14 protein-coding genes are annotated in these 23,506 nt (G+C 73.3%); 4 read left to right on the forward strand and 10 right to left on the reverse strand.

The window, feature by feature from the left end; translation table 11 throughout:
- Positions 1–127 precede the first annotated feature (127 nt).
- Complete coding sequence (locus ACF1GV_RS22325) at positions 128–370, forward strand: mycoredoxin (protein ID WP_189942747.1); 243 nt, start codon at positions 128–130, stop codon at positions 368–370.
- 98 nt (positions 371–468) lie between these two features.
- Here ACF1GV_RS22325 and nudC read toward each other — a convergent pair whose 3' ends face one another.
- The 5 genes from nudC to ACF1GV_RS22350 form a co-directional block, all read right to left on the reverse strand.
- Positions 469–1,410 (reverse strand): NAD(+) diphosphatase, encoded by a 942-nt coding sequence (nudC, locus tag ACF1GV_RS22330; RefSeq protein WP_363262651.1) that lies wholly within the window; start codon positions 1,408–1,410, stop codon positions 469–471.
- Between the two features lie 150 nt (positions 1,411–1,560).
- The gene (locus tag ACF1GV_RS22335; RefSeq protein WP_391683557.1) at positions 1,561–2,964 is read right to left on the reverse strand and encodes a dipeptidase; all 1,404 of its coding nucleotides are present in this window, start codon (positions 2,962–2,964) and stop codon (positions 1,561–1,563) included.
- 55 nt (positions 2,965–3,019) lie between these two features.
- Entirely contained in the window at positions 3,020–6,466 is a 3,447-nt protein-coding gene (locus ACF1GV_RS22340) for a UvrD-helicase domain-containing protein (RefSeq protein ID WP_391683560.1), read from the reverse strand.
- 101 nt (positions 6,467–6,567) lie between these two features.
- A complete protein-coding gene (locus ACF1GV_RS22345) occupies positions 6,568–10,125 on the reverse strand; it encodes a UvrD-helicase domain-containing protein (RefSeq protein WP_391683562.1) in 3,558 nt (1,185 codons plus the stop codon).
- A gap of 258 nt (positions 10,126–10,383) precedes the next feature.
- A complete protein-coding gene (locus ACF1GV_RS22350; RefSeq protein WP_391683565.1) occupies positions 10,384–10,791 on the reverse strand; it encodes an MGMT family protein in 408 nt (135 codons plus the stop codon).
- 197 nt (positions 10,792–10,988) lie between these two features.
- Here ACF1GV_RS22350 and ACF1GV_RS22355 point away from each other — a divergent pair, with 197 nt between their 5' ends.
- The 3 genes from ACF1GV_RS22355 (at position 10,989) to ACF1GV_RS22365 (ending at position 17,171) form a co-directional block, all read left to right on the forward strand.
- Positions 10,989–13,844 (forward strand): lysylphosphatidylglycerol synthase domain-containing protein, encoded by a 2,856-nt coding sequence (locus tag ACF1GV_RS22355; protein WP_391683568.1) that lies wholly within the window; start codon positions 10,989–10,991, stop codon positions 13,842–13,844.
- Positions 13,845–13,951: 107 nt separating this feature from the next.
- The gene (locus ACF1GV_RS22360) at positions 13,952–15,496 is read left to right on the forward strand and encodes an alpha/beta hydrolase (RefSeq protein ID WP_391683570.1); all 1,545 of its coding nucleotides are present in this window, start codon (positions 13,952–13,954) and stop codon (positions 15,494–15,496) included.
- A 130-nt stretch (positions 15,497–15,626) separates the two neighbouring features.
- Positions 15,627–17,171 (forward strand): alpha/beta hydrolase, encoded by a 1,545-nt coding sequence (locus ACF1GV_RS22365; RefSeq protein WP_391683572.1) that lies wholly within the window; start codon positions 15,627–15,629, stop codon positions 17,169–17,171.
- Between the two features lie 68 nt (positions 17,172–17,239).
- Here the strand turns inward: ACF1GV_RS22365 and moeZ are convergent, their stop codons facing one another.
- From moeZ to ACF1GV_RS22390, 5 genes are all read right to left on the reverse strand, one after another.
- Positions 17,240–18,418 (reverse strand): adenylyltransferase/sulfurtransferase MoeZ, encoded by a 1,179-nt coding sequence (gene moeZ, locus ACF1GV_RS22370; RefSeq protein WP_363262660.1) that lies wholly within the window; start codon positions 18,416–18,418, stop codon positions 17,240–17,242.
- 63 nt (positions 18,419–18,481) lie between these two features.
- Positions 18,482–19,234: a phage tail protein gene (locus ACF1GV_RS22375; RefSeq protein ID WP_391683575.1), complete on the reverse strand. Its 753-nt coding sequence runs from the start codon at positions 19,232–19,234 to the stop codon at positions 18,482–18,484.
- Positions 19,222–20,181 carry an NAD-dependent epimerase/dehydratase family protein gene (locus ACF1GV_RS22380; RefSeq protein WP_363262662.1) on the reverse strand — a complete coding sequence of 320 codons (960 nt, stop codon included), beginning with the start codon at positions 20,179–20,181 and terminating at the stop codon, positions 19,222–19,224. Before ACF1GV_RS22380 ends, ACF1GV_RS22375 begins: the two co-directional genes overlap by 13 nt.
- A 106-nt stretch (positions 20,182–20,287) precedes the next feature.
- Entirely contained in the window at positions 20,288–21,622 is a 1,335-nt protein-coding gene (locus tag ACF1GV_RS22385; RefSeq protein ID WP_391683580.1) for a hypothetical protein, read from the reverse strand.
- Entirely contained in the window at positions 21,619–23,343 is a 1,725-nt protein-coding gene (locus tag ACF1GV_RS22390; protein WP_391683582.1) for a DUF3492 domain-containing protein, read from the reverse strand. The genes ACF1GV_RS22385 and ACF1GV_RS22390 overlap by 4 nt, the downstream gene beginning before the upstream one ends.
- Positions 23,344–23,506 lie beyond the last annotated feature (163 nt).

Genomic DNA, 23,506 nt, shown 5'->3' on the forward strand with positions numbered 1-23,506 from the left:
GCGTCACGGTGGCCGGTGCGACGGGCGTCACCCCCGGGTCGACACTGCCTGCGGGAATGGTGGCCCTTTCAAGTACGTTCTCCCACAGCGAGCACCTGATCCCGAGCCGCCGAAGGAGCACGACGACATGCTGGGCACTGTGACGATGTACAGCACCACCTGGTGCGGCTACTGCCGCCGGCTGAAGAGCCAGCTGGACCGCGAGGGCATCGCGTACACCGAGATCAACATCGAGCAGGACCCGGAGTCCGCGGCCTTCGTGGAGAAGGCGAATGGCGGAAACCAGACGGTGCCGACCGTGCTCTTCCCGGACGGTTCGACGCTGACGAACCCGTCGCTGGCTCAGGTGAAGCAGAAGATCGGCGCGTAAGCGGTTCGTCGCACGATCGCGGCGAAAGACAAAGGGGGTGGCCGTCCCGGTGCGGGACGGCCACCCCTTTGTCATGCCGGTCGTGAGCCAGTCGTGCGTCACACGCTCCGCGTCGGGAGCGGCTTGCCGTACCACAGCTCGATCAGGCGGGCGGCGATGGAGATGCCGTACGGGGGCATGACCTCGCCCGTCTCGAAGGCGGCCGTCAGCTCGTCGCGGGAGAACCAGCGGGCCTCGTGGATCTCGTCGCCGTCGACGTCGATGGCGGTCGAGGTGGCGCGGGCCATGAAGCCGAGCATCAGGCTGGACGGGAACGGCCAGGGCTGGCTGGCGACGTATTCCACGGGCCCGACGCTGACGCCGACCTCCTCGTTCACCTCGCGGCGCACGGCCTGCTCGATGGACTCGCCGGGCTCGACGAAGCCGGCCAGCGTGGAGAAGCGGCCTTCTGGCCAGTGCATCTGCCGGCCCAGCAGGATGCGGTCCTGCTCGTCGGTGACCGCCATGATCACGGCCGGGTCGGTGCGCGGGTAGTGCTCGGCGCCGCAGGCCTGGCAGCGGCGGATGTGCCCGGCGGCGGCGATGACGGTGCGTTCGCCGCAGCGGGAGCAGAAGCGGTGGGTGCGCTGCCAGTTCTCCAGGCCGACAGCGTGCACCATCAACCCCGCGTCGCGCGGGGAGAGCAGCAGTCCGGCCTCGCGCAGGCCGGCCGGGCGCGCGGACTGGTCGATCCGCCCGGGCAGCGCGTCCTTCTGCAGGGCGAAGTAGCTGACGCCGTCCTCGTCGATGCCGAGGAAGTAGCGGTGCGCCTCGGTGAGGGGGGCCTCGAACGAGGGCGTCATGACGAGCTCGGTGCGGCCGTCGGGCGTCTCGTCTATGAGGACCTGGCCGCCGGAGACCACGAAGCAGCGCGTCGAGGGGTGGCTCCACGCCGCCGCGAGCCAGGCCTCGTCGAGCCGGTGGTGGGCGGCGCGGTCGATGCCGCTGGGCGCGGTGAGCGAGATGGGTCGGTCGGCGGTGTGGTCGGTCCAGGTGGTCACGGGTGCTTCCAACTCCCCCGGTGGAACGGTTTGGGTCGGCGGGCGGTTCAGCGGTTCGTTACGACATGCGGCGACCGGGTCCGGACGGGCTCGGCGGGCGGTGCTTACAGTGTGCCTCCGGCGCGAGGGCGCCCTGTGGGGCGCACCGGGTCAGGGCGCATCACGCAGGGCGGCCGCCAGCTCGCCCCACAGGTACGCACTGGTTTCGACACCTTTGAAGAGCAGGTCCAGCTCGACCTTCTCGTTCGGGGCGTGCCAGCCGTCGGACGGGACGGAGATGCCGAGGAACAGCACCGGGGCGCCGAGGACCTCCTGCAGGTCCGCGGCCGGTCCGGAGCCGCCCTCCCGGGTGAAGCGGACGGGCTGCTCGAAGGCGCGGCTCATGGCGCGTACGACGGACTGCAGCGCCGGGTGGTCCAGCGGGGTCAGACACGGGCGCGTGGCGCCACCGAAGGCGATCTCCTGGCGGATCCCGGCCGGCACCTGATCGGCGGCCCAGGCGCGGACCACCTTCTCGACGTGGGCGGGGTCCTGACCCGCGACCATCCGGAAGGTGAGCTTCACCATCGCCGAGGACGGAATGATCGTCTTGCTGCCGGGGCCCTGGTAGCCGCCGCCGATGCCGTTGACCTCGGCGGTGGGGCGGGCCCAGATGCGCTCCAGGGTGGAGTAGCCCGCCTCGCCGTGGCCGGCGTACGACTTGGCCGTGCCCAGCCAGCGCTGCTCGTCGAAGGGCAGCTCGGCGAACAGTTCGCGCTCGCGGTCGGTCAGCTCGACGACACCGTCGTAGAAGCCGGGGATCGCCACGCGTGCGTGCTCGTCGTGGAGCGCGGCGACCAGGCGGGCGGCGACGGTGGCCGGGTTGGGCACGGCACCGCCGAAGGAGCCGGAGTGGATGTCCTGGTCCGGGCCGTACAGGTGGATCTCGCACTCGGCGAGGCCGCGCATGCCGGTGCACACCGTCGGGGTGTCCTCGGCCCACATGCCGGTGTCGGAGACGATCACGGCGTCGGCGGCGAGCCGGCCGGCGCGCTCCTCGACGAGGGCGCGGAAGTGCGGGGAGCCGGATTCCTCCTCGCCCTCGATCAGCAGCTTGAGGTGGACGGCCGGGGCGCTGCGGCCGGTCGCGGCGAGGTGGGCACGCACTCCGAGGGTGTGGAAGAAGACCTGGCCCTTGTCATCGGCGGCGCCCCGCGCGTACAGCCGGCCGTCGCGCACGACCGGCTCGAACGGCTCGCTGTCCCAGCCGTCCTCGCGGGCGGCGGGCTGCACGTCGTGATGGCCGTAGACGAGGACGGTGGGGGCCTGGGGGTCGTCACAGGGCCACTCGGCGAAGACGGCGGGCGCGCCCCGGGTCGGCCAGATCTCGGCGGTCGGGAAGCCGGTCTCCTTCAGCTTGGCGGCGAGCCAGTCGGCGCTGCGGCGTACATCGGGAGCATGGTCGGGCTGGGCCGACACGGACGGGATGCGCAGCCACGCGGACAGGTCGTCGAGGAAGGCGGCACGGTGCTGCTCGATGTACTGGCGGACGGCGCTGTCCGGGGTCTGGCTCATGGTCACGAGCCTATCGGCACCCGGTGACATCCTGGCTGGGCGGTTCGTCACACCTTCACGTACGCGTTCCGGCCTCGGCGGCCGGTTCCGCCACGAGGAGCCGCTCCAGCGCGGCGCGCTCCGGCAGACCGTCCGGTCGCACGACGTGTCCGGTACGCACGTACACGAACGCCGCCGTGACCGATTCCACATCGACGCCCTCCTGCTCGGCCCAGGCCAGCCGGTAGACGGCGAGCTGGAGAGGGTCCGCGTCACGGTGGCGGTTGGTCTTCCAGTCGACGATCTCGTACGTCACGTCGTCCCCGTCGCCGTTCCGGTAGACGGCGTCGATGCGTCCGCGGATCACGCGTCCGGCCAGGGACAGCTGGAAGGGCGCCTCCAGGCGGTAGGGGGTGCGGTGGGCGTACTCGGTGCGTTCGAAGGCGTCCTTGAGGGCCTGCAGATCGCGTTCGTCGGCGATCTCGGCGTCGCTGCCGGGCAGTTCGTCCGGCTCCAGCAGGGGCAGCGTCAGCGCCTCGAAGCGGGCCTCGACCCACGCGTGGAAGCGGGTGCCCCGGCGGGCGGCCGGCTGCGGAGGACGCGGCATGGGGCGCGCCAGTTCCTGTGCGAAGCCGTCCGGGTCGGTGGCCAGGCGCAGCAGCTGCGAGGCAGTGAGCGATGCGGGCAGGGGTACGTCGGTGACGGCCTCGCGGGCGCGCAGGAGTTCACCGGTGAGGGCGTCGAGGTCACGGTCCCAGGAGGCGACGACGCGGGCCTCCTCCGGGGTGAGGGGGCCCTCGGGGGCGAGGCGGTCCGGCGCGTGGGCCTCGGCGGCCCGGTTGGCGGGGTGCTCGGGCGCCGCGGCCTGGTGGGGGACCGTCGGACGCTCGGCGGGCCACGCGTCCCAGTCCGTGTCGTCCGCGAACGGGTCGGGTTCGTCGTACGGCGGCTCGTCGTCCTCGGGTGGCGGCGGCCAGTCCGGGTCGCCGTACGTGTCCGGGTCGTGCGTGGCCGTCGCCTCACCCGCGGCGAGGGCGTCGAGGTGGGCGAGGACCGTGGCGGCCGCGGCCCGGCGGCGGGCGAGAGCGTCCTCGTCCAGGGGCAGCGGCCACGCCTGCTCGGCCCCGGCCCGCTGCAGGGCGGGGTTCTCCTCGCCCTCCTCGGGCTCGTCGGCCCACGCCTCGATCTCGCCGTACCCGGCGGCGCAGTGCTCGTACAGGGCGAGCAGGAAGTCGGACGGGCCGCGCGGCTTCTTCTGGGTGGGGCCCCACCAGTGGCCGGAGCCCAGCAGCAGGGAGCGGGGGCGGGTGAAGGTGACGTATCCGAGGCGGAGTTCCTCGGTGTGCTGGTGGTCCTTCATGGCCTCGTGGAACGCCTTCATGCCGCGCGCGTCCCACTCCTCCACGTCGGGCAGGGTGTCGGCGTCGCCGCGCAGGGCGTGCGGCAGCACCTTGGCCTGCGCGGTCCACTTCTCGCGCCCCTGCCCGCTGGGGAAGGTGCCGGTGACCAGTCCGGGGACGGCGACGACGTCCCACTCCAGGCCCTTGGACTTGTGCGCGGTGAGCACCTTGACGGTGTTCTCCCCGCCGGGCAGGGCGTTGTCGAGGCCCTTTTCGTACTGGGCGGCGGTGCGCAGGAAGCCGAGGAAGGCCAGCAGGGTGGCCTCGCTGTCGTTGGCGGCGAAGGAGGCGGCGACGTCGAGGAAGTTCGACAGCGTCTCGCGGCGGCGGGCGGCCAGCGCGTGCGGGGACGCGGACAGCTCCACCTCCAGCCCGGTGACGGCGAGGACCCGGTGCAGGACGTCCATGAGCGGGTCGGACAGGGAGCGGCGCAGGTCGCGCAGTTCGGCGGCGAGGCGGGCGAAGCGCACGCGCGCGTCCGGGGAGAACGGCAGCCCGTCGGCGTCCTCCGCCATGGGCGTTTCGAGAAAGGTGTCGAGGGCGTCAGCGAGCGATATCACCTCCGACGGGTCGACTCCCTCGACCGCTTCGGCGAGGCGCCGGTCCGGGTCGTCGCCGTCGCCCACGCGCGTGTGTGACACCAGCAGCCGGGCGCGGCGGCCCAGCAGCGCCAGGTCGCGGGGGCCGATGCGCCAGCGCGGGCCGGTGAGCAGGCGCACCAGGGCGGCGTTGGCGCCGGGGTCCTGGAGGACCTCGCACACGGCGACCAGGTCGGCGACCTCGGGCAGGTGCAGCAGGCCGGACAGGCCGACGACTTCGACGGGGACGTCCCGTGCGACGAGGGCGCCCTGGATCTCGGCGAAGTCGTTCGCCGTACGGCACAGGACGGCGATCTCGCCGGGCGCGGTGCCGGTGTGCACGAGGTGGGCGATGGAGTCGGCGATCCAGTCGATCTCCTCTGCGTGGGTGCGCAGCAGGGCGCAGCGGACCATGCCGTCGCGTTCGGCGCCCGGGGCCGGACGCAGGGCCTCCACACCCGCGTGCATCGCGCGCAGCGGCCCGGCGAGGCGGTTGGCGAGGTCGAGGAGGCGGCCGCCGCTGCGGCGGTTCTCGCTGAGCGCCTGCCGGGTGGCCGGGCGGCCGTCGGCGCGGCGGAAGTGGTCGGGGAAGTCGTCGAGGTTGGCGACGGAGGCGCCGCGCCAGCCGTAGATGGCCTGGCAGGGGTCGCCGACGGCGGTGACCGGATGCCCGGTGCCGCCGCCGAAGAGGCCCGCGAGCATCACGCGCTGGGCGACGGAGGTGTCCTGGTACTCGTCGAGGAGCACCACGCGGAACTCCTCGCGCAGCAGCCGTCCCACCTCGGGCAGCCCGCCGAGCTGTGCGGCCAGCGCGATCTGGTCGCCGAAGTCGAGCAGGTCCCGTTCGCGTTTGGCGCCGCGGTAGCGCCGGACCAGGTCGGTCAGTTCCCGGCGGGCGCCGGCGGTCTCGGGGACCTTGCGCAGGTCGGCGTTGGAGAGCTTGGCGCCGCGCAGGGTGAGCAGCAGCTCGGCGTCGTGGGCGCGCAGCGCCTCGGGGCGTACGAGGTGTTCGGCGAGCTCGGCGTCGAGCGCGAGCAGGTCGCTGACCAGGTCGGGGAAGGAGCGGGTGAGCGCCGGGTAGGGGCCGGGGGCCTCGCGCAGCACCCGCGCGGCGAGCTGGAAGCGGCTGGCGTCGGCGAGCAGGCGGGAGGTGGGCTCCAGGCCGAGGCGCAGGCCGTGGTCGGTCAGCAGACGGCCGGCGAAGGCGTGGTAGGTGGAGATCACCGGCTCGCCGGGCGGGTTGTCCGGGTCGATGTGATCGGGGTCGGTGACACCGGCTTTGATCAGCGCCTTGCGGACGCGTTCGGCGAGTTCGCCCGCTGCCTTGTTGGTGAACGTCAGGCCCAGGACTTGCTCGGGGGCGACCTGGCCGGTGCCGACCAGCCACACCACGCGCGCCGCCATCACCGTGGTCTTGCCGGATCCGGCGCCGGCCACGATCACCTGCGGGGCGGGCGGCGCGGTGATGCAGGCCGTCTGCTCCGGGGTGAACGGGATGCCGAGGAGCTCTTTGAGCTGCTCGGGGTCGGTGATGCGTGCGGACACTCGAAAGAGGCTAGCGGCGGCCACTGACAGCGGGGGCCCGCCTCACCTTCCGGAGCAGAGGAAACGCAGGTCAGCAGGGGAGGTGCGGTACGTCACGCCGCTCACTCGACGACGTGCCGGCCCTCCGGCCGGGCGCTGCACGAGGCCCGGAACGCGCAGTGCGTGCAGTGCTGGCCGGCGGTCGGTGCGAACCGTTCGTCGAGCACCTTGCCGGCCGCCGTGGCCAGCAGTTCACCGACCCACTCCCCCGTCGGCGGCTCCTGCGCCTGCACCTTGGGCAGCGCCTCACCGCCGTCCCGTTTCGCGGCGCCCTGCCGCAGCTGGACCAGCTCCGCGCCGCCCGGCTCGGGGCGCACCCCGTCGAAGGCCTCGTCGACGGCGCCCTCGCGGACGGCGAGCTGGTAGACGGCGAGCTGCGGGTGGCGGATCACTTCGGCGGAGCTGGGGGCCTGCTTGCCGGTCTTGAAGTCGACGACGTAGGCGCGGCCGTCCCCGTCGGCCTCCACACGGTCCATCTGGCCGCGGATGCGCACCGCGTACTCGCCCGCCTCAAGGGTGACCTCGAAGTCGTGCTCGCTGGCCACCGGGGTGCGGCCGCCGCGGTCCATGACGTGCCACTGAAGGAAGCGCTCCAGCGCCACGCGCGCGTTCTCCTTCTCCTGCTGCGACTTCCACGGCGCGTCGAAGGCGAGCGCGTTCCACACCGTCTCCAGGCGTTCCATCAGCACGGCGAGGTCGGCCGGGGTGTGCCCGGAGGCGACCTCGTCGGCAAGGACGTGAACGACGTTGCCGAAGCCCTGGGCGGCGGTCGCGGGGGCGTCGGCCTTGACCTCGCGGCCCAGGAACCACTGCAGGGCGCACGTGTTGGCGAGCTGGTCCAGGGCGCTGCCGGACAGCACGACGGGCTGGTCGCGGTCGCGCAGCGGCACCTTGGACTCGGTGGGGTCCCACATGCCCCACCAGCGGTAGGGATGCGCGGACGGCACCAGCGGGCGGCCGTCCTGGTCGGCGAGCGCGGCGAGGCGGGCCAGGCGCTGTGCGGCGGCCTTCCGCAGGGCGTCCGAGACCCGCGGGTCGACGGTGGTGGCCCGCAGCTCGGCGACCAGGGCGGCGACCGACAGGGGACGGCGCGGGCGGCCCGTGACGTCCTTCGGCTCGACACCGAGTTCGGTGAGGAAACGGGAGGGCTGGTCGCCGTCGTCGGCTGGGGCCTTCACCGCGGTGACAACGAGGCGTTCACGCGCGCGTGTGGCGGCGACGTAGAACAGGCGGCGCTCCTCGGCGAGCAGGGCCGCCGGGGTGAGGGGCTGGGCGAGACCGTCGCGGCCGATGCGGTCGGCCTCCAGCAGGGAGCCGCGTCGGCGCAGGTCCGGCCACAGGCCCTCCTGGACGCCCGCGACGACGACCAGGCGCCACTCCAGTCCCTTGGAGCGGTGCGCGGTCATCAGCCGGACGGCGTCCGTGCGCACGGCGCGCCGGGTGAGGGTGTCGGCGGCGATGTCCTCCGCCTCGATCTGTTCGAGGAAGTTCAGCGCGCCCCGGCCGCCGGTACGCTCCTCCGCGCGCGCGGCGGTCGCGAACAGCGCGCACACCGCGTCCAGGTCGCGGTCGGCGTTGCGGCCGGCCGCCCCGCCGCGCCGGGCGGCCCGCTCCAGGCGCCCGGGCCAGGGTGTGCCCTCCCACAGGTCCCACAGCGCCTCCTCGGCGGTGCCGCCTCCTGCCAAGCGCTCGCGAGCCTTGCGCAGCAGCGCGCCGAGGCGCTGGGCGCCGCGCGCGTACGTGGGGTCGTGCACGGCCAGCCGTTCCGGTTCGGCGAGGGCGCGGGCGAGCAGGTCGTCGGAGGGCGGCGGCAGCGGGTTGCCGGCGGCGCGTTCCTCCTCGCGCAGGGCGCGCCCGAGGCGGCGCAGGTCGGCGGCGTCCATGCCGGCGAGCGGGGAGGCGAGCAGGGTGAGGGCGGTCTCCGTGTCGAGCCAGCAGGGGGCCTCGACGGGTGCGTTGTCGGGGGCCTGGGGGCCGTCGTCATCGGGGTCGTGGGAGGGGTCCGCGTCGTCGGGCTCCTGCGGCGCGTCGGCGTCAGGGCCCTGCGGTGCTTCGGCGGCGTCGGCACCCTCCGGAGCGTCGGCCTCCCTCGCCTCCCCAGCCTCATGGGTCTCGCCGGTCTCAGCAGCCTCGTCGGTCTCAGCAGCCTCGTCGGTCTCAGCAGCCTCGTCGGCTTCGCCGGACTCGACGGCCTCCCCAGGCCCGGCCGGCTCGGAGGCCCCGCCGGCCTCCGCCGTGGCGACCGCCCGCAGGGCCGCCAGCAGGGGCGCCACGGCCGGTTCGTGGCGCAGGGGCAGGTCGTCGCCGTCGATGTCCAGCGGGACGCCCGCGGCGGTGAGGGCGCGGCGCACCACCGGGATGGTCCGCGCACCCGCGCGCACCAGGACGGCCATGTCACGCCAGGGGACGCCGTCCTCCAGGTGGGCTCGGCGCAGGATGTCGGCGACGTTGTCCAGCTCCGTGCCGGCCGTCGGGTACGTGTACACCTCGACGCGGCCGCCGTCGTGCACCGGCGTCAGCTCGCGGTGGGCACGCACCTTGTCGGCGGGCAGCCGGGTCAGCGGCATCCGCTGCGTGATCAGCCGGGTGGCGGCGAGCAGGGCCGCGCCGGAGCGGCGGGAGGTGCGCAGCACCGCGACGGGGGCGGGGCGGCCGTCCGCGCGCGGGAAGGCGTGCGGAAAGTCGAGGATGCCGTTCACGTCGGCGCCCCGGAAGGCGTAGATCGACTGGTCGGGGTCGCCGAAGGCCACGAGGTCGCGTCCGCCGCCGGCGAGCGCGCGCAGCAGCCGTACCTGCGCCGGGTCGGTGTCCTGGTACTCGTCGACGTACACGGCGTCGTACCGGGCGGCCAGCTCGCGGGCGACTTCCGGGCGGCGGGCGAGGAGCACCGCACGGTGGACCAGTTCGGCGTAGTCGAGGACGCCCTGCAGGTCCAGTACGTCCAGGTACTCGGCGAGGAAGGCGGCGGCCGCCCGCCAGTCGGGGCGGCCGATGCGGCGCGCGAAGGCGTCCAGGGCGTCGGGCCCGAGTCCGAGTTCCCGGCTGCGGGCGAGGACGGCGCGGACCTCGTCGGCGAAGCCGCGCGTGGTCAGGCAGGCGCGCAGCTCGTCCGGCCAGCGCACGTGCGCGAGGCCGAGCTTCTCCAGGTCGATCTCGCCGGCGAGCAGCTCGCGGACGGTGACGTCCTGCTCGGGGCCGGACAGCAGCCGCAGGGGCTCGGCGAACAGTTCGCTGTCCTGATGGGCGCGGACCAGGGCGTAACAGAAGGAGTGGAAGGTGGTCGCCATGGGTGCGCGCGCCGCCCCCATGCGCAGCGCCATGCGGTCGCGCAGTTCGACGGCGGCCTTGCGGCTGAACGTCAGCACGAGCACGCGCGCGGGGTCGCCGCCGCGGGCGACACGTGCGGCCACGGACTCGACGAGGGTGGTGGTTTTCCCCGTGCCGGGACCTGCGAGAACCAGCAGCGGGCCGGTGTCGTGGTCAACCACGGCGCGCTGGGCGGCGTCCAGACGAGGGGGGTCCGGACGGTGTGGCGGGGTACGCAGGAGTCGGTAGGCGCCACGGCTCCCCTGGCGCACCTGGGGGTGCGGCAGGCGCCTGGTGGAGGAAGAGGAGCTCACGTGGTTCGCCGGTCCTGGTGGGTGTGCTGGGTGTGCGACCACCCGTGCGTGCACGGTGGTGGCCTCGGGACGAGGGGGACGCGCGCAGGCGAGGCTACGCCGGGCGGTCGGGCGGAAGCAGGACTTCCGCTTCTTCCCCTCCGACGCTCGCGCCACGCGAGTCCCTCGCCCCTCGAACGTACGTCATGCCACGGTTGTGCCCTTGTTCACCCGTACGGGTCACAGGTCACACCGGGGGGCGCTGCATGGCGGAAGCTGTCAGATGTGAGCGTCAGCGCGTCCGCCGCCGTCCCACCGCGCGCGTTTCATGTCGAGGCGCGGCAGATGACCCTGCGCGGCCCGGCTCGCCTCCTTCAGCGGTGTGCCCTCCGCGCGGTAGTGCCCGAGCGCCCGGTGCTCGTGTCCCGGCAGCAGAACCCCGTCGGACCGCACCACGCGCCACCACGGGACGGCGCCCCCGTAGAGCGACATCACCCGCCCGACCTGGCGGGGTCCGCCCTCCTCAAGCCACTCGGCGACATCCCCGTACGTCATGACGCGCCCCGGCGGGATCAGCTCGGCGACCTCGAGGACCCGCTCGGCGTACTCCGGGAGCGCGCCGGCGTCCTCGGGGCGGGCGGCGGCGTACTCCGGACGGGCCTCGTCCGGCAGGCTCTGCTCGCTCATTCGTCCCATCCTGCACCACCCCACCGACAGCGTGACCGACTCCACACGGTGGGTGATCCCCGCCCTGGAGGGCGCTTCGGGCAGACTGTGCGCCCCCGCATCTTCACCCGCATCTGCACCCTGATGCCCCCGTGTGTCGGTGGGGCATGCCACCATCGTGCGGGCGGTGACCGGTGATACGAGATCAAGAAGAGGCGATGAAGCAGCAGGGCGTGCACCCCGGGGACGCGGAGGGCACCTCTGACGCTGCGTCGCGCCCGGGCACCGGCGGCAGTGGCGACGGCGGCGGTGACAAGGGCGGCGAGGCCGCATACACCGGTGAGGTCCGCGAGCCCGCGAACGCCGGTCAGGACGACGAGCCCACGAACGGCGACCAACCCGTGCGGCACACGAAGAACAGGGACACCCCGGACGCCTCGCGCGGCGGTGACCAGGCAGGTGACGTGACGCACATCGACGAGGTGGAGGGCGACGAACCGCTGCTCCCCGCGCGCGTGCACCGCCCCTCCGACCTGATGCGGCTGGCGGTGGGCGTGCTCGCCGTCGTCGTCCTGCTGGGCATCGCCGCGTTCGCCCACGGCACCACCTCCGGCCTCGAACAGGACATCAACAAGGGCACCGGGCAGGCGCCCGACCTGCTCATCAAGATCGCCGGCCTGGCCTCCAGCATCGCGATCCTGCTGGTGCCCGTCGCCTTCGCGATCGAGCGGCTGATCAAGCGGGACGGGCTGCGCATCGCGGACGGCGTTCTCGCGGCCGTCCTCGCGCACGGCGTGACGCTGGCCACCGATCTGTGGGTCGCCAAGGCCGCCCCCGACTCCATCCAGGAGGCGCTCACCCAGCCCTCTCCCGGCGACATCCATGCGCTGACCGACCCGGTGCACGGCTACCTCGCCCCGGTCATCGCCTACATGACAGCCGTCGGCATGTCCCGCAGGCCGCGCTGGCGGGCCGTGCTGTGGATCGTGCTGCTCCTCGACGCCTTCTCGATGCTCGTCACGGGCTACACGACACCGTTCTCGATCATCCTGACGGTGCTCATCGGCTGGACCGTGGCCTACGGCACCCTGTACGCGGTCGGCTCGCCCAACGTCCGCCCCACCGGCCGCACCCTGATGGCCGGCCTGCGGACCGTGGGCTTCCACCCCGTCAGCGCCGCCCGCGAGGAGGCGCCGGAGGCCGCCGAGAACGGCGACCGCGGCCGGCGCTACTTCGTCACCCTGGAGGACGGCCCGCCGCTGGACGTCACGGTCGTCGACCGCGAACAGCAGGCCCAGGGCTTCTTCTACCGCGCCTGGCGCAACCTGACGCTGCGCGGTTTCGCCACCCGCAGCAGCCTGCAGTCGCTGCGCCAGGCCCTGGAGCAGGAGGCACTGCTCGCCTACGCCGCGATCGCCGCCGGCGCCAACGCGCCCAAGCTGATCGCCACCTCCGAGCTCGGACCCGACGCCGTCATGCTGGTCTACGAGCACACCGGCGGACGCACCCTGGACTCGCTGGCCGACGAGGAGATCACCGACGAGCTGCTGCTCAACGCCTGGCACCAGCTACGCGCCCTGCAGTCGCGGCGCATCGCGCACCGCAGGCTGGCCGGTGACGCGATCCTGGTGGATCGTTCCGGCAGAGTGATCCTCACCGACCTGCGCGGCGGTGAGATCGCGGCCGGCGATCTGCTGCTGCGCATGGACGTCGCGCAGCTGGTGACCACGCTGGGCCTGCGGGTGGGCGCCGAGCGGGCGGTGGCCTCCGCGGTGAGCGTCCTCGGCCCCGACACCGTGGCCGACTGCCTGCCGATGCTCCAGCCGATCGCGCTGACCCGCTCCACGCGCGCGACGCTGCGCAGGCTGGCACGCGAGCGTGCCCAGCGCGAGCGCGAGGCGGTCCTGGAAGCCGCCAAGCACGCCAAGCAGATCCGTGCCGAGGTCCACGAAGAGGGCGAGAGCCTGCCGGACGAGGCCGACAAGAAGGCCGTACGGGCGCATGCGCGAGCCGAGAAGCGGGCCGTCGACGAGGCGCTGGAGGAGGCGCGCGCGGAGGCCCGTGAGGAGGATCTGCTCAGTCAGATCCGCCACGAAGTCCTGCTGATCAGGCCGCAGGCGCCGGTCGAGCCCGCCCGGTTGGAGCGGGTGCGGCCGCGCACGCTGATCAGCTTCATCGCCGGCGCCATCGGCGCGTACTTCCTGCTCACCCAGCTCACCCACATCGAGTTCGGACCGCTCGTGGCCAACGCCCAGTGGGGCTGGGTGGCCGCGGCGGTGCTGTTCTCGGCGGTGAGCTATGTCGCCGCGGCGATGAGCCTGCTGGGCTTCGTGCCCGAGCGGGTGCCGTTCCCCAGGACGGTGGCCGCGCAGGTCGCCGGGTCCTTCGTGAAGATCGTCGCTCCCCCCGCCGTGGGCGGCGTCGCCCTGAACACCCGCTTCCTGCAGCGCGCGGGGGTGCGGCCGGGGCTCGCGGTGGCGAGCGTGGGCGCCTCGCAGTTGTTCGGCCTCGGCGCGCACATCCTGATGCTGCTGTCGTTCGGCTATCTGACCGGCACCGAGAAGACGCCGTCGTTGTCGCCGTCTCGCACGGTCATCGCGGGTCTGCTGACCGTCGCGGTCCTCGTCCTCGTGGTGACGTCGGTGCCGTTCATGCGCAAGTTCATCGTCACGCGCGTGCGGTCGCTGTTCGCGGGCGTCATCCCGCGCATGCTCGACGTGCTGCAGCGGCCGCAGAAGCTCGTCACCGGCATCGGCGGCATGCTGCTGCTCACCGCCTGCTTCGTGATGTGCCTGGACGCCTCCATCCGCGCCTTCGGCGACGGCTCGGCCTCGCTGAGCATCGCCAGCGTCGCCGTCGTCTTCCTCGCCGGCAACGCTCTCGGCTCGGCCGCGCCGACCCCGGGCGGTGTCGGCGCCGTCGAGGCGTCCCTGACGCTGGGCCTGATCGCCGTCGGACTGCCCAAGGAGGTCGCCGCGCCCTCCGTACTGCTGTTCCGGCTGCTCACGCTGTGGCTTCCGGTGCTGCCCGGCTGGCTGGCGTTCAACCAGCTCACGCGCAAGGGAGCGCTGTAGGACTCGCAAGGAGAGTCGCGGGGCCCCCGCAAAAGCGCTGCCGCCCCGCGTCCCCCCAACGGCCCGCGCCCCGCGCGCGTGGGCGGGCGTGACCGCACGATGGGATCATGCCCAACCCCTCCCGGCTGCGCGCCGCCGCCCTGACCGCCACCGCCCTGCTGCTGTCGGCAGCCCTGACGGCCTGCGGTGACGACAACAAGGACGAGGACCTGACGGACCAGAAGCTGAGCTGGAAAGACTGCCCCGCCCCCTCGCAGGCGGAGGGCGGCGGCAACGCTCCCTCTGCGCTGCCGAACGGCGGCCAGTGGCAGTGCGCGACCCTGAAGGCCCCCCTCGACTGGGCCAAGCCCAAGGGCGACACGATCGGCATCGCGCTCATCCGGGCCAAGGCCAGCGGCCCGCAGAACCGGCGCATCGGCTCGCTGATCTTCAACTTCGGCGGCCCCGGCGGCTCCGGCGTGACCACGCTGCCCGCCTTCGGCCAGGACTACGCCACCCTGCGCACCCGCTTCGACCTGGTCAGCTTCGACCCGCGCGGGGTGGGCCGCAGCGCGCCGGTGAAGTGCGAGGACGATCAGCAGCTGGACGCCTACTTCCAGCAGGACGCCACTCCCGACGACACCGCCGAGCGCACGACGTACCTGGACAACACGAAGGACTTCAACTCGGCCTGCGAACACAACTCCAAGCGGGTCCTGCCGCATGTGCGCACCACGGACGCGGCCCGCGACATGGACCTGATGCGCCAGGTCCTCGGCGACGCCAAGCTGTACTACTTCGGCATCTCCTACGGCACCGAGCTGGGCGGCGTCTACGCCCACCTGTTCCCACGGCACGTCGGACGGGCCGTGTTCGACGCGGTCGTCGACCCGACGCAGAACGCCGAGCAGGGCGCGCTCGGCCAGGCCGAGGGCTTCCAGCTCGCCCTGGACAACTTCGCGAAGGACTGCACCTCCAAGACGGAGGACTGCCCGCTCGGGGACACCCCGCAGGCCGTCAAGGACCGCATCGCCACGTTTCTGAGGGACCTGGACCGCAAGCCGATCCCGGGTATCTTCCCGCGCCAGCTGACCCAGACCGCCGCCACCAACGGCATCGCGCAGGCCCTGTACTCCAAGGACTTCTGGGAGTACCTCACCGAGGGACTGCAGGAGGCCTACAGCGGCAACGGCAGGATCCTCATGGCCCTGTCCGACTCGATGAACGGACGCAACGAGAACGGTGAGTACAGCAACATCACCGCCGCCAACGTCTCCATCAACTGCGCCGACGACAAAGCCCGCTACACCGCCGACTACGTGCAGAAGAAGCTGCCCGCCTTCCGGGCCGCCTCGCCGCTGTTCGGCGACTTCCTGGCCTGGTCCATGGTCAGCTGCACCGACTGGGCGGTGCCCGGCGCCTCCGACCACCCCGACGTCAGCGCGCCCGGCTCGGCCCCGATCCTCGTCGTGGGCAACACCGGCGACCCGGCCACCCCGTACGAGGGCGCCCGCAAGATGGTCGACGCCCTGGGCAAGGGCGTGGGAGTGGAGCTGACGTACAAGGGGCAGGGGCACGGCGCCTACGACAGCAAGAACAAATGCGTGCAGTCCGCGGTCAACGGCTATCTGCTGGACGGGAAGGTACCGCCGGCCGGCACGGTCTGCTCGTGACCCTGCACTGCGCCAAACCCGCAGGTCACAGGGTTATCCACAGGCTCCGCCCGGACCCGCCTGGTCCACCTACGATGGCCTGACCGCCGTTCGCCGCCCGGTGCGGACGGTCCACGAGGGGGTAAGGCGCATGGCACGTTCGATCCGGTGGGCGGCGCTCGCAGCCGCTGCCGCGCTGCTGCTGTCCGGCTGCGACGGGGGCTCGTCACCCGAGGGCGGCAAGCCGGAGGGGAGCGACACACACGCATCGGCCACCGCCCCCGGCACGGCAGCGGGACTACCGTCGGCGCTCACCGCGCAGAAGCTCGACTGGGGCCGATGCAAGGGCACCGCCGACTCCCCCGCCCCGAGCGGCGAGTGGCAGTGCGCCACGCTCAGGGCACCGCTGGACTGGTCGCGGCCGGCCGGACGGACGATCGGCCTCGCCCTGATCCGGGCCAAGGCCGACGGCGGCGACCGCATCGGCTCGCTGCTGTTCAACTTCGGCGGGCCGGGCGGCTCCGGCGTGGCCGGCCTGCCGTCGTACGCACCGCTCGTCTCGCGGCTGCGGGAACACTACGACCTGGTCAGCTGGGATCCGCGCGGGGTGGCCGCCAGCGAGGGCGTGCGCTGCCGGGGCGACCGGGAGATCGAGGCCGCCGAGGCGGTCGACGCGACACCGGACACACCGGCCGAGGAGCGGGCGTTCCTCGGTGACGCCACCGCCTTCGGCAAAGGCTGCCGGCAGGCCGCCGGCGAGCTGATGGCGCACGTGTCCACCACCGACACCGCACGCGACATGGATCTGATGCGCCAGGTACTCGGCGACGCGAAGATGCACTACTTCGGCATCTCCTACGGCACCGAGCTGGGCGGCGTCTACGCCCATCTGTTCCCGCGGAACGTGGGCCGGCTGCTCCTCGACGCGGTGGTCGACCCGAGCGCCGACACCGTGGGCCACGCGGAGAACCAGACCCGCGGCTTCCAGCGGGCGCTGGACGACTATCTGAAGTCCACCGGCCAGGACCCGGAGCAGGGCACCCGCGAGATCGCCGACCTGGTGAACCGGCTGGACACCCGTCCGCTGCCCACCGCGTCCGGACGGAAGCTGACCCAGACCCTCGCGGTGACCGGCATCGTCCTGCCGCTGTACAGCAAGCAGAGCTGGCCGAACCTGACGAGCGCGCTCGGCTCGGCGGAACGCGGTGACGGCACGGAACTGCTGGCCCTCGCCGACGGCTACAACGAACGCGACGTCTCGGGCCACTACGGCACCTCGTCCCACTCCCAGCGGCTCATATCCTGCCTGGACGAGAAGCAGCGCCCGACATCGCGGCAGACGCGGCAGCGTCTGGCGTCCTTCACCCGCATCTCGCCGGTCTTCGGCCCCTTCCTCGCCTGGGACACGGCCGGCTGGTGCCACGACTGGCCGGTGCCGGGCCAGTACGGCACACCGCAGGTGAGCGCCCCGGGCGCGGCCCCCATCCTGGTCGTGGGCAACACGGGCGATCCGGCCACCCCCTACGAGGGAGCGCGCCGCATGGCCGACGAACTCGGCAAGAACGTCGGCACCCTCCTCACCTGGAAGGGCGAGGGCCATGGAGCGTACGGCAGCGGCAGCGACTGCGTGGACACGACGGTGAACGCGTACCTGCTGAAGGGCACACTGCCGAAGCCCGACACGGTCTGCTCATGAAGAAGGCGGGGGCCCCGGACGCCGTGGAAGGCACCCGGAACCCCCGCCACGCACAGCGGGGCTGCGACTCAGTAGACCGGCTTGTGCGGTTCGATCTGGTTGACCCAGCCGATGACTCCGCCGCCCACGTGGACCGCGTCGGCGAAGCCCGCGGACTTCAGGACCGCGAGGACTTCCGCACTGCGGACACCCGTCTTGCAATGCAAGACAATCTTCTTGTCCTGCGGGAGACCCTCGAGGGCGGTGCCCATGAGGAACTCGTTCTTCGGGACGAGACGGGCGCCCGGGATGGACACGATCTCGTACTCGTTGGGCTCGCGGACATCGATGATCTCGATGTTCTCGCCGTCGTCGATCCACTCCTTGAGCTGCTTGGGAGTGATCGTCGAACCGGCGGCCGCCTCCTGGGCCTCCTCGGACACGACGCCGCAGAAGGCCTCGTAGTCGATGAGCTCGGTGACGGTCGGGTTCTCGCCGCAGACCGCGCAGTTGGGGTCCTTGCGGACCTTGACCTGGCGGTAGGTCATCTCCAGGGCGTCGTAGATCATCAGGCGGCCGACCAGCGGCTCGCCGATGCCCGCGAGGAGCTTGATGGCCTCGTTGACCTGGATGGAGCCGATGGACGCGCACAGCACGCCCAGCACGCCGCCCTCGGCGCAGGAGGGGACCATGCCGGGGGGCGGGGGCTCCGGGTAGAGGCAGCGGTAGCAGGGACCGTGCTCGGACCAGAAGACGGAGGCCTGACCGTCGAAGCGGTAGATCGAGCCCCATACGTACGGCTTGTTCAGCAGCACGCACGCGTCGTTGACCAGGTAACGCGTCGCGAAGTTGTCCGTGCCGTCGATGATCAGGTCGTACTGGCTGAAGATGTCCATCACGTTGTCGGCCTCGAGCCGCTCCTCGTGAAGGACCACGTTCACGTACGGGTTGATGCCCTTGACGCTGTCGCGGGCCGACTCCGCCTTCGAACGGCCGATGTCGGACTGGCTGTGGATGATCTGGCGCTGCAGGTTCGACTCGTCGACCTCGTCGAACTCCACGATGCCGAGCGTGCCGACGCCCGCGGCGGCCAGGTACATCAGCGCCGGCGAGCCCAGGCCGCCGGCGCCCACACAGAGCACCTTGGCGTTCTTCAGCCGCTTCTGCCCGTCCATCCCCACGTCGGGAATGATCAGGTGGCGGGAGTACCGGCGGACCTCGTCTACGGTGAGCTCAGCTGCTGGCTCGACCAGGGGTGGCAACGACACGGGGACTCCGTTGGTCGGTCAATCACTACGGTTGTTCTCCCCGTAACAGTGCCATGGCCTTTTTCATTCCGAGACACCTGTCCCGACCCGCGAGACGATGTCGTCCCAGAAGCCGGGCATCGTGGTCCACGCGTCCATGCTGTCGCACCCCCGGCCGCCGTCTGCCACGCGGTCGGTGAACCAGATCGTGGCCGCGCCGTGCCAGCGGGCGATGCGCAGCGCCTCGTCCAGGTGCGGCTGGGGCACGCCGTGCACGAAGTGGCAGAAGCGCTCCGGCGGATAGTCCGCGGTCCACTCGGCCGCCTGCGACCAGCGGTAATCGCGCCAGGCGCCGCTGAAGGTCACCAGCTGGTCGGCGCTCTCGGCGTAGCCGGGGTACGGGTGGGTGCCGTGGCCCAGGACGATGTGGGCATCGTCACGCCGGGCGCGCAGCGCGGAGACCGTGCGGCGCACCGCCGGGAGGTCGGTGCGGTCGACGGGGCAGCGGTGCAGCAGGAAGCCGTCGACCTGGTACCAGTCGAGGTAGCGCTCGGCGTCGCCGATCAGCTCGCCGGCCGTGCGTGCGGCGTCCAGCCGGCCCAGGACGCGCACGCCCGCGTTGCGCAGCCGGCCGGCGGCCTGCAGGCAGTGCGGGTCGGGGCGGGCACCGGGGCCGTCGGCGACGTCGAGGACGACCCAGTGCAGCGGCGTGCCCGGCCGGGTGAGCTCGCCCCACTCGGCCGGGGCGACAAGGGGGTGGGCGAGGCCGGGGATGCCGAGGCCGGTGCGCAGGACCGTGCCGGCGGAGCCCGCTGTCGTGCTGGTCAGATGCGGCATGCCGCCTCCATCCAGATGTCGGCGAGGGATTCTTCGAGGTTGATCCGCGGCCGCCAGCCCAGCCGGTCGCGCGCGGTGCGCACATCGGCCTGCTGCCAGCTGCCGCAGCCGTCCGGGTACGGGTACGCCACCGGCACGACGTGGTCGGAGTCGGCGCGCGGGTGGCCGATCGTCGACCTGAGGGGGCCGGGCGGGCCGTCCAGCTCGTGCAGCGCGCCTCCGTATCCGGCGACCCGGGCGAGGGTCGCGGCGGCGTCGCGCAGCCGGACGGCGCGGCCCGAGCCGATGTTGATGACACCCTGCGCGGCCGACAGCGAGGCGGCGTGCACGGCGCGGGCGACGTCGCGGACGTCGATGAAGTCCCGCTGCGCGCCGAGGCCGCCGAGCTTGAGCTCACCGTCACCGGACTGCATGGCGCGCCGCATGGCCTCGGCGAGCCGGCCGAGCGGGGAGCCGGCCGGGGTACCGGGCCCGGCGGGCGAGAACACCCGCAGGACGACGGCGTCCAGGCCGGAGCCGAGGACCAGTTCGGTGGCGGCGAGCTTGCTGACGCCGTACGGGCCGCCTGGGCGTGGCACGGCGTCCTCGGCGGTGGAGGAGCCGGGCTGGCTGGGGCCGTACTCGGCGCCGCAGCCGATCTGCACCAGACGCGCGCCGCAGCCGCTGCGGCGCAGGGCCTCGCAGACGGTGGCGACGGCGACGGTGTTGTGCCTCGTGAGGTCGCGGGCGCCGCCGCGGGTGGCGCCGGCGCAGTTGATGACGACGCCGGGGTGCACCGCGTCCAGGAAGCGGGTGAGCGCACCCGGGCTGCCGCTGGCGAGGTCGAAACGGACGTCGGCGTCGTCGCCGCGGCCGAGCGCGGTGAGCTGGACGGCCGGGTCGGCGAGCAGGCGGTCGGCGACGAAGCGGCCGAGGAAGCCGTTGGCTCCGATCAGCAGGACCCTCATCGGGCGGCTCCCCGGGCCGAGTCCTCACGGGAGGTGATCATCTGGTCTTCTCCTTCAGGGATGTTGCGATGGCGTGCGGCCCGGTGGGGGGTGGGCTGCCGGCGGCTCACCGGTGGTGGTCCGCTCGCGCGTGGGCCGAGGCCCGTGTGAGGGTGCGGGTCGCGTGGATCAGCAGAGTCAGTGCGGCCGCCCCGCACAGCAGGGCGGGAACGGAGCCGGCGCCCAGGGCGCCGACGAGGGCCTCGACCGGGGTGGCCAGGAAGCCGCATCCGGGCAGGCGGGCGGTGAAGACCACGGCCTGCATGGCGGCCTCGCAGCCCGCGGTGACGGCGAGGACGAGCAGGGGGGCGCGGGTGAAGCCGTGGATGGTCAGGAGCCGGGCGAGCAGCAGGAGCGCGCCGAGGGTGAGCGCCTGGGCGTAGCCGGCGCTCTCGCCCAGGACCGCCGCGCACAGGGCGAGCAGAGCGGTGAGCGCGGCCAGGAACAGGGCGAAGACGCCGAGCAGCAGGGGCCGTACGGCGGCGGCGAACTCCTCCAGGCCACGGCTGGTGGCGAGTTTGCGGCGTGCGCGGACCGAGAGGAGGTGGGCGCACCAGGCGGCGGGGGCGCAGGCGAGGGCGAGCGCCAGGACGGGGGCGGCGGCGAGGGGCCAGGCGCCGGTCGCGGTGCCGTCGGGCGGGCCGTCGGGGCCTCCGGTGACGGCGTCCGACAGCAGGGCGTCGCCCAGGGCGGCGTAGGCGAGCAGCCAGCAGGTCCACGCGCGAGTGCCGGCGCGACACACGCCCGGGCGGAGGCGGTGCGGGGCGCCGAGCGGCTCCCGGCGCAGGACGGCCCGCAGCGCGGCGGCCAGGGCGAGGACGCCGGCCAGGGCGACGAACAGGCGTGGGCGGCCGTCGGTGAGGCGCAGGCCGGCCACGGTCGCAGCGCACAGGGTGCCGGGCAGCAGGGAGAGTAGCAGCCAGGCCGTGCGCGGCCGCTCCGCGGCGGCGGCCAGGGGCTGCGCCGGGGCGTCGCCGGTGCGGGGCACGCGCGCGTACATCTCCTCCGCGAGGGAGAAGACGTCCCGGTGGCGGAAGCGGGCGGCGGTGCGGTCGGTGACACCGTGCGCCTCCAGACCGGCCGCGATCTCCAGTGGATCGACGGCCCTCTCGCACAGCTCGCGGTGCCGGTGCATCAGGGCCTTCACGGGGTCCACGGTTCCGCGCCGGGGGGCGGGGGGCTTGCGGTCGGTGGAGGCGGCGGATGCTACGGAGGTCGTGGTGGCCGGGGGGCGGTCCGGTACGTCCGGCCGTCCCGTCACCGCCGGGCCCTCCCCGGCTTCGCGTGTGCCGTCGGCGTTCGCCCCCGCCAATGCCTCGTCCAGCAACTGTGCCGACCGCGTGTCCCACGCGCCGGGGCTGCTGGGCGCACTCGGGCGGTCGAACTCTCCCGTGCCGCTCATCGCGCCCCCTCTCTCGCCGGGACCGGAGCGGTGCCGGCCCGGGCCGCCGCCCGTACCGGGGATGCCGTGGCCCAGCCAGGGCCGCCGCGGGCCATCACGCGGGCGCCGCCGGAGTCGGTCCAGCGGCCCGGCACATGAGCCTCGGCCGGGACGCCGAACGGCAGGGGCTCGCCGGCGTCGTCGAGGACGACGCGGTTGACCGGGCAGCGGGAGACCAGCTCCAGGTAAATGCCGTGAAATGCCGCGACGTTCTGCTCGACGGTGAACAGCTCCAGCGCCCGCGCGCGTGCGGCCGCGCCCAGGCGCGCACGGCGCTCGGGGGCGCGCAGCAGCGCCACGCACGCCTCGGCGAGCGCCCGCGGGTTGCGCGGCGGTACGACGAGGCCGGTGCCGCCGATGACCTCCACGACCGCGCCGGCGTCCGTGGAGACGGTCGCGCGGGCGCAGAACATGGCTTCGACGAGCCCGATCGGGAAGCCCTCGACGACGCTGGACAGCACGACGACCGCGCCCGCCGCGTAGGCGTCCGCGAGGGTGGGCAGTTCCGGGCCGCCGATCTCCTCGAAGGAGACGGGGTTGTCGCCGACGGTATGCAGTCCGTCGGCCTCGTCGGGGAAGAGCTGGGCGGCGAGCGCCCGGCAGTGCGCCAGGTACGCCTCACCCTCGGCGCCGGCCGCCGGGCCGACGATCCGCAGACGCGCGCCCGGCTCCTCCTTGCGGACCTCGGCGAAGGCGTGCAGCAGCGACACCAGGTCCTTGGCCGGTTCGATCCGGCCGACCCACACGAGCGTGCCGGGGTCGGCGGCGTCGGGCGCCTCGCCCACCTCGGCGAAACGGCTCGCGTCCATGCCCGGGTAGACGGTGCGCAGCTTGTCCCGGTCGGCGCCGCAGCGTTCCTGCCAGCGGCGGGCGTGCGCGTTGCCGGGCGTGACGCAGGCGGCCCGGCGGTAGACCTCGCCGGCGAGCCGCCCGTGGAAGGCGGCGAGCAGGGCCCGTGCGGCGGGTGCGGCGTCCGGGTCGGCGCCGCCGTGCGCCAGATAGTGGCTGCGCAGCCGGACGCCGTACTCGGTCACCAGCAGGGGTACGCCGAAGAAGTGACCGGCGAGCAGGCCGGGCAGGGCGGCCGGGCCGCCGGAGGCGGCGTGGCACAGGTCGGCCGAGCCGAGCCCGGCGTCGTCGTACCAGTCGAGGGAGAGGGGGCGCAGGGCGCTTTCCAGGTGGGCGGCGACCGTGAGGAGGTCCGGTACCCGGGCATCCCGTGCGGTGCGCAGTGCGCCGGGCGCGCGACAGGCGCGTTCGAGGGCGCGTACCGCCCCTTCCGAGCGGAGCGCGCCGACCAGTCCGCCCTCGTCGCGGGCGAGGTCGGCGAGGCCGTACAGCGCGTTGCTGAAACGGTCCGCCTCGGGGGCGTGCGCCGGGCCGGTGGGCGGCTCCGCACAGATCGCGGCCACCAGCTCGCCGTAACAGTCGGCGAATCGCCGGCGAGCGCGGCGCCCGTACCTCACGCCGTCGTCCTCGGCCGTCCACAGCGGCGCCATACGCACCCCGCTGACCTGCGACGGCAGCGGAACCCAGCCCTCGTCCTCCTGGCACCGACTGCGGCTGAGCGCGTAGACGTCGAACTCGTGCTGCCCCAGCCCGCGCACGAGCCGGTCGCACCACGGCCCGGCGTCACTGCTCAGAAAGGGGTAGCCACCCTCCGTAACCAGTCCGATGCGCACGCGTACACCCCCGATCTCCGTGTGGGGAGCCGCCGTTGGTCCAGCGGCTCGCAGCGGGACGAACGTATGCGGACAAGGCGGTGGCGGGGCGGGGGGGGGGGAGACTGACCACCCCCAAACAGGGGACCCTGGAAAAAAACACACGCACGCGCCCGCGTTTCTC

Origin of the sequence: Streptomyces sp. NPDC014006, assembly GCF_043088925.1 — a bacterium.
GTDB lineage: Bacteria > Actinomycetota > Actinomycetes > Streptomycetales > Streptomycetaceae > Streptomyces.

Coding starts and splice junctions, on each gene's coding strand:
- ACF1GV_RS22385 (WP_391683580.1), bottom strand. CDS start 21,622: ATGAGCGGCACGGGAGAGTTCGACCGCCCGAGTGCGCCCAGCAGCCCC.
- ACF1GV_RS22380 (WP_363262662.1), bottom strand. CDS start 20,181: ATGAGGGTCCTGCTGATCGGAGCCAACGGCTTCCTCGGCCGCTTCGTC.
- ACF1GV_RS22375 (WP_391683575.1), bottom strand. CDS start 19,234: ATGCCGCATCTGACCAGCACGACAGCGGGCTCCGCCGGCACGGTCCTG.
- ACF1GV_RS22365 (WP_391683572.1), top strand. CDS start 15,627: ATGGCACGTTCGATCCGGTGGGCGGCGCTCGCAGCCGCTGCCGCGCTG.
- ACF1GV_RS22355 (WP_391683568.1), top strand. CDS start 10,989: ATGAAGCAGCAGGGCGTGCACCCCGGGGACGCGGAGGGCACCTCTGAC.
- ACF1GV_RS22325 (WP_189942747.1), top strand. CDS start 128: ATGCTGGGCACTGTGACGATGTACAGCACCACCTGGTGCGGCTACTGC.
- ACF1GV_RS22350 (WP_391683565.1), bottom strand. CDS start 10,791: ATGAGCGAGCAGAGCCTGCCGGACGAGGCCCGTCCGGAGTACGCCGCC.
- ACF1GV_RS22360 (WP_391683570.1), top strand. CDS start 13,952: ATGCCCAACCCCTCCCGGCTGCGCGCCGCCGCCCTGACCGCCACCGCC.
- ACF1GV_RS22335 (WP_391683557.1), bottom strand. CDS start 2,964: ATGAGCCAGACCCCGGACAGCGCCGTCCGCCAGTACATCGAGCAGCAC.